This is a genomic window from Bacteroidota bacterium (genome assembly GCA_039111535.1).
Classification (GTDB): domain Bacteria; phylum Bacteroidota; class Rhodothermia; order Rhodothermales; family JAHQVL01; genus JBCCIM01.
On sequence record JBCCIM010000255.1, the window covers coordinates 1 to 7,522 of the forward strand.

6 protein-coding genes are annotated in these 7,522 nt (G+C 51.1%); all 6 read left to right on the forward strand.

Annotation, left to right across the window (positions count from 1 at the left end; all coding sequences use genetic code 11):
* Positions 1-395, forward strand: a 395-nt coding sequence (locus AAF564_24600) for a phosphoesterase (GenBank protein MEM8488750.1), incomplete at its 5' end; no start/stop codon positions are given.
* Positions 396-420: 25 nt separating this feature from the next.
* Positions 421-1,200, forward strand: coding sequence for a ParA family protein (locus tag AAF564_24605; protein ID MEM8488751.1), 780 nt, complete (start codon positions 421-423; stop codon positions 1,198-1,200).
* Between the two features lie 2 nt (positions 1,201-1,202).
* On the forward strand, positions 1,203-4,259 hold the full coding sequence (locus tag AAF564_24610) for a DUF4157 domain-containing protein (protein MEM8488752.1): 3,057 nt from the start codon (positions 1,203-1,205) through the stop codon (positions 4,257-4,259).
* A 39-nt stretch (positions 4,260-4,298) separates the two neighbouring features.
* Positions 4,299-5,702 (forward strand): DUF4157 domain-containing protein, encoded by a 1,404-nt coding sequence (locus AAF564_24615; protein ID MEM8488753.1) that lies wholly within the window; start codon positions 4,299-4,301, stop codon positions 5,700-5,702.
* Complete coding sequence (locus AAF564_24620; protein MEM8488754.1) at positions 5,703-7,016, forward strand: ATP-binding protein; 1,314 nt, start codon at positions 5,703-5,705, stop codon at positions 7,014-7,016.
* Between the two features lie 285 nt (positions 7,017-7,301).
* Positions 7,302-7,522, forward strand: a 221-nt coding sequence (locus AAF564_24625; protein MEM8488755.1) for a pentapeptide repeat-containing protein, incomplete at its 3' end; no start/stop codon positions are given.

The window sequence follows — 7,522 nt, forward strand, 5'->3', positions numbered from 1 at the left end:
ATGAGCATGGCGGTGTACAGGATATGCCCGGCGAAGCATGGCATCCATACCAGGGGAAATATTTTGTAACGCCGCCTTTTGCTGAATACCCATCCGGGCATAGTGTATTTAGCGGTGCTGCTGCTGAGATTCTCGAACGGTTCAGAAAAAGCCGTTTCTTTGGCGCATCTGTTGTTGTGCCAGCTGGGGCGTCCAAGATAGAGACTGGCGCTCCCGCTTATGACATAGAGCTGAGATGGGCCACATTTTATGACGCTTCGCGAGAAGCCGGTATGTCACGGCTTTATGGAGGCATTCACTTTGAAAAAGGAAACCTCGATGGCCTGAGCATGGGAGAGCAGGTAGCACAAAAGGTATGGCAAAAATGCACTGCCTTATGGCAAGGTCGATTCTAATTCTGCAAACAGAGAGGTAAAGATTTTGGTCATAAGCGTTGCCATACAAAAAGGAGGATCCGGGAAAACAACAACAGTCATGAATTTGGCTGCTGCGCTCCGGGATATCGGAAAAAAAGTGTTACTGCTGGATCTTGATCCACAAAATAACCTGACCCAGGCCCTGGGTATTGAAAGCGCGTCCGACGAGAACATCTACCAACTCCTTAAAACTGCAGCTGGCGGAACCAGACCCGATATAACCGCAGCAATTGTGCACAAAAATGGGATGGATTTGATTCCAGGCACGCTCGATTTGGCACACGCGGAACTGGAACTGGTGAGCGTGTACGGCCGGGAGCAATTGCTGCAAGAAATGCTGGCCAGCGTCCGGGATAAATACAACTACATTCTGATCGACTGCCCGCCCGCTATTGGCATGCTCACCGTAAATGCGCTGGTGGCTTCCGATTATATCATCATGCCCATGCAGGCAGAATTTCTCCCCTTACGTGGCTTGCAAAGCTTCATGCGTTTCTACAACCGGGTGAAAAAACTCAACCCAGCCCTGGCGATTTTGGGCATTCTCATCACACGCTATGACACGCGGGTGGGCATGAGTCAAAAGGTGATTGACGAAATTCTGGAAGAAAAAACGCTGGGCCCCAGGTTGTTCGACACAAAAATCCGCATCAACAACGCGCTTGCAAAAGCACAGGAGCACGGCCAGGATATTTTTACCTTCGACCCGGCGTCGAACGGTGCGATGAATTACATGGCGCTTGCCTTTGAAGTCCAAAGCCGGCTGGAAACTGCGAGCGTCTGAGTATGAAGACAGCCGAAACCAAATCGTCCACGAGCGCAAATCAGCGTGCTACAACTGATGCCACCGCTTTCTTCGAACAAGAAGGAAGTGCAGGACAGTTGTTGGATATGGGCGGGGAGCTGTCTACGTTTCCGGTTCAGGCTAGGCTAAAAATTGGCAGTCCGGATGACCGCTTTGAGCAGGAGGCAGATGCAACAGCTGACACGGTGGTCCAGCGGCTTGCCGTGCAAGGGGCAACCACTTCTGGTGACGGACATGCCAGCCGTGTGCCGGCCCTAAGTGTTAATCGGTTCAATGTGCCATTGCGCGCAAAACAGGCTGGGCCCGAAGAGCAGCTCCAACGGCAAACCGAGGAAGAGGAGCAGCCCATCCAGGAGCAGGTCCAGCGCAAACCCATTTTTGAAAGCGCCGCTGACCCACCGGAAGAAGAAGGCACCGTGCAGCGACAAGCAGACACGGGTGAGGCATCAGGTGCGCCGGCCGATTTCAGTAGCCAACTGCGCAATGCGAGCGGGGGCGGGTCGCCGTTGCCTGGCGACACACGTACCGAAATGGAGGGGGCGTTTGGCGCAGATTTCAGCAACGTGCGCATCCACACTGGCAGCAATGCGGCAAACCTGAGCGATTCCATTCAGGCGCAGGCGTTTACGCATGGAAACGATATTTACTTCAACGAAGGCAAATTTAATCCAGGCAGCACCGACGGGAAACACCTGCTTGCGCATGAACTGACGCATACCGTACAACAAGGCGCCAGTGTACAGCGAAGAGAAGAGGAGATAGAAACCACCGGGGACACACGCATACAGCAAAAACCGGTGATCAGCCAGACGTCAAACAATGTTCAGGCCGTTGGCAATCCTGTTCGGAGCGTATTAAACCGCATTGCCAAGAACATCCCGGGCTGGAAGCTATTCACCACGATAATTGGCTACAATCCCATCCTTAAAGAGGATGTGCCACGCACGGCGGAGACATTGATTGGTGGCTTTCTTGGGTTACTGGGCCCGGTCGGCAATGCCTTGTTCGCCAGGCTAAAGGAAACGAAGGCCATTCCAACGGCCATGGCATGGCTCGAAAAAGAAGTTACGGCCCTCAACTTCTCATTGGCCTACTTTAATACACTCACAGACCGGGCACTTGAGGTTGTAAGCGTCTGGACGCCCATTGACAACCTACGCAAAGCATCTGCGATTTTTGCCGAGCCCTGGCAGCGCGTAAAACGTTTTCTCGGCCGGCTTGGGCACAAAATTAAAGAGTTTGTTTTCCGAGGTGCGCTTAAACTTGTTGGTGCCCCCGTCGAACGGGTAATGGGCATTCTGAGTCAGGCTGGCGGCGTGTTGACGTCGATATTCAACAATCCGATCGGATTTCTAGGCAACCTGGTCAAGGCGATAAAAGCCGGGTTGGGCAGGTTTGTGCAAAATATCGGAACGCATTTGCTCAACGGTCTGGTGGACTGGCTGTTTGGCGCCTTGAGTAAAGCAGGGATTCAGCTTCCACAGAAGTGGGATCTGCCCGGCATTTTTTCGCTCGTCATGCAGGTGCTCAACCTGACGTACGGGGCCATCCGCGCCAAAGTGGTCAAAGTGATTGGTGAGCCGGCCGTAGCGCGCCTGGAGCAGGTATTCAGTTTTGTCAAAGACCTGATTGTTCGCGGTCCCATTGTGCTATGGGAGCGTGTGCAGGAATTCCTGGGCAACTTGCAGGAAATGGTGATGGGAGGCATCAGGTCGTTTGTGACGAGCCGGCTGGTGAAGGCGGGGGTAACCAAGTTGCTGACGATGTTTAATCCCGCCGGCGCGCTGATCCAGGCTGTGTTGGCCATCTGGAATACCATCAAGTTCTTCATCGACAAAGCCCAGCAAATTGGTTCGTTTGTAAAAGCTGTGTTTTCATCTATTGGCCGGATTGCAGCCGGCAATGTCGCTGAGGCGGCGGAATGGATCGAGAAGTCACTGGCACGCGCTATTCCAGTGTTGTTGAGTTTCTTGGCCCGGTTCATTGGGTTGGGCAATATTTCTGCGCAAATCCGGGGCGTGATTCAGCGGATACGTCAACCGATTGATAAAGCGCTGGGTAAGGTTGTGGGATGGTTGGCCGCGCAGGCACGCCGGCTTTTGGGTCGGGGTAAGGGGCAGGGTGAAGCAGCAGACAGCAAATTGAATATTGTTAAGCAGTCAATTTTGAAGCAGGGAAAAGATAAAGGGAAAGATGGTGAAGTCTCGAAAGGAGATGTAGATGCTATAACATCGAATATTCAGCAGAATCACAAATCAGTTCTTAGCTCTGTCCGTGTTACAGACAACGGTTCAAGCTGGAATTTCGAGTACATTCAACGTGCGAAAGCAAAGAAAGGGGGAGGAAGTGTTGAAGTTGCCAAGTCAATGGAGAGTGTGAAGCTATTAAATGATGTTTTACATATCCAAGGAAAACGATTCAAAGTTGGAGATGAAATAGCATATGCAAAGGGTAAGGGGTGGAGAAGAGGCCCTCATATTATCACGGCTTTTAGTAAAAGTACCGTGCGTGGGGAAGAATTTATAATGCTTAATGTCCACTCACAGCACACCAATGAACATGTTAAAATTTCGGCGATTGGGTTTCCAACTACTTGGAGAGCGCCTATTGAAGCATTGCAAGAGCTACCAGAAGATCAATTGCAAAGCTTGAATGCTGAAGAGACTTGGACAAGCTTCGAGATTGCTAAAAAAGTACTGAATTATCGTGCTCATGGTATTCAACATAAAAATCCTGCCGGCAAAGACTGGGAGCATATTGTCGAAAATCAAGCTGGAGGTAGACACAGTTCGGGAAATCTCGCATTACTTGATTCTGGAGAAAATAGTCGACTTAATGCCATTTATCAATCTAAAGCGGGGAATCGGGGAATAACTTTGGAGGGTGTTCCAGCACAAATGACCCTAAGGGATTTTCTTGCCGGAAAGAGTAAAGAGGTGATGTATGAATGGAAAAATAAAATTTATGAAAAAATAAAACTTAAATTAAAGTGGAAGAATAAGAAAAGGGGCAAGTTTCAGGTTTTGGAAAAGAATTGAGCCTAGAAATGAATAAATATTAGAATTAATTAGATTCATATGCGTAAGAACTTTTTTCGCCGGCACCGTAACCCAAAACAGGCGCCGGAAAAACAACAACAAGGCTTCTTCCAGCCAAAGCTTGCCATTGGCCGGCCGGACGACCAATATGAACGCGAAGCGGATACCGTTGCTGATTCGGTTGTGAACCAGCAGCAAGCTGCCGGAGGCCAGCAAACAGCCGTGCAGCGCAAGCCCATTGGTCGGGTACAGCGGTTAGCCACGCCAGATGAGGAAAACATGCCGGGGACCAACGACGCCCGCATGGCGGAGGATAAAGAAATCCAGGAGAAGCCGGAAGTCCAGCGCATGGGCGAAGAGGAAGAGCCCGTGCAAACGATGGGTGAAGAAGAGGAGGAGCCCGTGCAGGCAATGGGTGAAGAGGAAGAAGAACCTGTACAGGCAATGGGTGAGGAAGAGGAAGAACCCGTTCAGGCAATGGGCGAGGAGGAGGAAGAGCCTGTACAAGCAATGGGTGAAGAGGAAGAAGAACCCGTGCAGGCAAAGGCAAGTGTGCCGACGCATACCCCTGCTTACTTTAGCACACGTCTCGCTGCAAGAAGCGGTATGGGAAAGCCTCTACCCAAAGCCGTGCGTACGCAAATGGAGCAGGGGATTGGAGCAGACTTCAGCAACGTGCGCATCCACACGGATACGGAAGCTGCGCAAATGAGCAAAGACATCAAGGCGCAGGCGTTTACGCGTGGGGAAGATGTCTACTTTAACAGCGGCAAATACGACCCCGTCAGTACGCAGGGCAAGCGCTTGCTGGCGCATGAGTTGACCCATGTCGTGCAGCAGGGCGCAGCGGCTCCGCTTGTGCAGCGCAAGGCACCGTCGGTATCTACACCCATTCCCGAAGGATATCAGCCGGAACGGGATGCTGAAGGAAAAATCAAGCACTACCGGGGACGTACCGCCGGGGTTGAGGTGATCATTTTGCCCGATGCTGTGGGCGATGTGCCCGCAGGAAAAAGCGGTGTTACCAGTATTTCACACGACCCCTGGTCGATTAACGCAAAGGCAGATCACAATGGCCGCGTTGCTGAAATCTCAGAGTTGCCGGTAATCAAAATGTACATCCAGACCACGTATCGCGCTGGTGTTGATCCGTCCCTGAATGCAGCGTATGGACGGGGCACAACCGGGGCAGATAAAGCCGCCGGCAACACCAGCCTGCGACACCATGAAGGCACCCACGGGACAGCTTTTATGGCCTACATGCGCAAACATCCGCTCCCCGTTTTTCAGGGCAAAGTGGGCATGAAGGCGGATCAGTTTCAGCAAGCCATTGGTGCGTTTGAACAATCGCTCACAACCTATATGGACAACCTGGAAAAGTACAGTACCAAACACGTTGACTGCGTTGGTACACCCGCATCGGATATTTGTCCGGTTGAATAAATGACACCCAATCTACAGACCACCCTGCAGTTTATTGCCGATCTCACGCGCCACAGACTCGGCACACACTTCGATAAAGAAATCCCGCTGCCCGAGATTCCGGAAATGCTGGATGACCAGCATCCGTTCACTGAACTCGTGCTCGGTAAAAAAATGCTGGCGGATGAATACGTGGCGGTAGCCGTTGGTCTCGTTCCTCATATCGACCCAACGTTCTTCGATAAAATAGTAGCAGAGTTTTTACCTCCGTCACAAACCGACTTCAAACCACTGGGCGGATACAAAAGCAGCCAGCTCCGCACCTTTTTGCCCACCGGTGAAACGGTGCTTTTCCTGCTGGCAGACGGTAACCTTGAGCAGCGCATCGCCACGCTGCGCATCTTTGATCCGGACCATTACTTTGCCTCCGACCGCATACTGCAGATTGAAGGGATTGGGGTCGGAGAACCGGTGTCTTCCGGGCAATTGGTGTTGGATACAGATTGGGTAGAGCGGATTCTTTTTGGAAAGGTCCGGCGCCCGCGTTTTGGTATTGGGTTTCCCGCTGAACGCGTTGAAACGAAGTTGGCATGGGAAGATTTGGTGCTGCCGGCCTCAACGCTCCAGGAGATCGAAGAACTTCAGAGCTGGTTGCAACACGGCGCGACGCTGATGGAAGACGAGGCTTTTGGCCGGCGGCTAAAGCCTGGGTACCGCGCACTCTTTTGGGGCCCGCCGGGTACCGGTAAAACCTTTACCGCTGGTTTGTTAGGCAAACATGCCGGGCGCGATGTATACAAAATCGATTTGTCCATGGTGGTTTCCAAGTACATCGGCGAAACCGAAAAGAACCTTTCACGGCTGTTTGACAAGGCCGAAAACAAAGACTGGATCCTGTTCTTCGACGAAGCCGACGCCTTATTTGGCAAGCGTACCAATGTGCGGGATGCACACGACAAACATGCAAACCAGGAAGTATCGTATTTGCTGCAACGCGTGGAAAATTACAACGGCCTGGTAATCCTGGCATCGAACTACAAAAGCAACATCGATGATGCGTTCATGAGGCGGTTCCAAAGCATCATTCACTTCCCCATGCCGCGGCCACATGAACGCAAACAACTGTGGCAGAAGTCGATGCCGGCGCAGTGGGATGCAAAAGAAATTGAACTGGAGGAAATTGCCCTGAAATATGAAATTACGGGGGCGAGTATTCTCAACGTCGTTCAGTTTGCCTGCCTGCGGACCCTAGCGCGGAATGATAGCCGGCTTTCGAATGAAGATATGTTAGAAGGCATTGCACGAGAGTTTAAGAAAGAAGGGAAATCGGCTTGATTATTTAGTAAATACTTAATTGATTAGGGCGTGTTGACAATTAACAGGTAAATCAATGTTTTTGAAGCATATTGTGTTTATCAAGGCGTTTTTCGAGACGCGATGCAGCGCATCGTGCGAGGAAAAGAACGCAGATAGACGCAATATGAGCGAAAACAATCTTTTCAAGTTGATTGTCAACACGCCCTAGTCATTGGTCTATTAAAAGATCGCCATTCCTAGGCAAATATCTGAAAATTCAGCCCTCGAACAGCCAATACAAAATACTTCTGTTCACAATCCGCTATGGCAGATCCTTTGCATGTAGAGCTACTCAAAGAGGGTGTAGATACATGGAACGCTTGGCGTAAGGACAATCCTGATATTCTCCCGGATCTGAGCAACGCTATGTTAGCCGGCCATGATCTTTCCATAGCAAGGTTGCAAGGGGCAACTTTGGCTGGGGCAGAATTAAGCGGCACTGAGCTTATGCGAGCTAATCTGAACGGTGCCGAAATGACTTCTGC

Coding starts and splice junctions, on each gene's coding strand:
- AAF564_24610 (MEM8488752.1), top strand. CDS start 1,203: ATGAAGACAGCCGAAACCAAATCGTCCACGAGCGCAAATCAGCGTGCT.
- AAF564_24615 (MEM8488753.1), top strand. CDS start 4,299: ATGCGTAAGAACTTTTTTCGCCGGCACCGTAACCCAAAACAGGCGCCG.
- AAF564_24620 (MEM8488754.1), top strand. CDS start 5,703: ATGACACCCAATCTACAGACCACCCTGCAGTTTATTGCCGATCTCACG.